This window comes from Benzoatithermus flavus (genome assembly GCF_037908215.1).
Taxonomy (GTDB): domain Bacteria; phylum Pseudomonadota; class Alphaproteobacteria; order Geminicoccales; family Geminicoccaceae; genus Benzoatithermus; species Benzoatithermus flavus.
This window is the reverse complement of sequence record NZ_JBBLZC010000122.1, coordinates 1-553: the sequence shown is the minus strand read 5'-3', so window position 1 is coordinate 553 and position 553 is coordinate 1. Positions and strand designations below refer to the sequence as shown.

Annotated in this window: 2 protein-coding genes; both read right to left on the bottom strand. The window is 55.2% G+C overall.

All coding sequences use genetic code 11. The annotated features are described in order from the left end of the window. The coding region (locus U1T56_RS24445; protein WP_418162078.1) for a hypothetical protein at positions 1 to 78 on the bottom strand (78 nt) is incomplete at its 3' end. Positions 79 to 82: 4 nt separating this feature from the next. Continuing rightward, the coding region (locus U1T56_RS24440) for an aminotransferase class V-fold PLP-dependent enzyme (protein WP_418162077.1) at positions 83 to 553 on the bottom strand (471 nt) is incomplete at its 5' end.

The window sequence follows — 553 nt, the reverse complement described above, 5'->3', positions numbered from 1 at the left end:
ACGCCGGACGAATATGTTCCGATTTTTTCCTTTCGTCGTCATTTCTCCGTAGCGGATCAAAATGCGGTCATAGTTCATCATCTTATTCCGTTACCTCGCTTAATGTTTTGATCGCCTGCTTGATCGCTGCCACCACCGGCGCGATTTCTTCCCGGCTGTTGTCAAACGACAAGCTGATGCGAATGCCGCGCTCGGCTCGGTCTTCACCAAGCCCCATGGCCAAAAGCGTCTTGCTCGGCGCCTTTTTTTTCGATGAACAGGCTGACGTCGTCGAAACGTATATTCCTCTTTTTTCTAGTTCGTGGACAAACACTTCCGGCTTCACGCCGCGCTTTAACGAAAAGTTGATGATATGAGGAGCGGCGCCATCGCGCGGCGTGTTGATCTCGATGTCTGGAATCGCCAAGAGCGCTTCAAGCCACTCGTCTTTCAATGCTTGAAGCCGGCCGATGTCCCGCTCGTAGCGCTCGAGCGCCAAGCGAAGCGCCTTCGCCATCGCGACGATGGCGGCGACATTTTCCGTTCCGGACCGAAGCTGCCGCTCCTGCCCGCC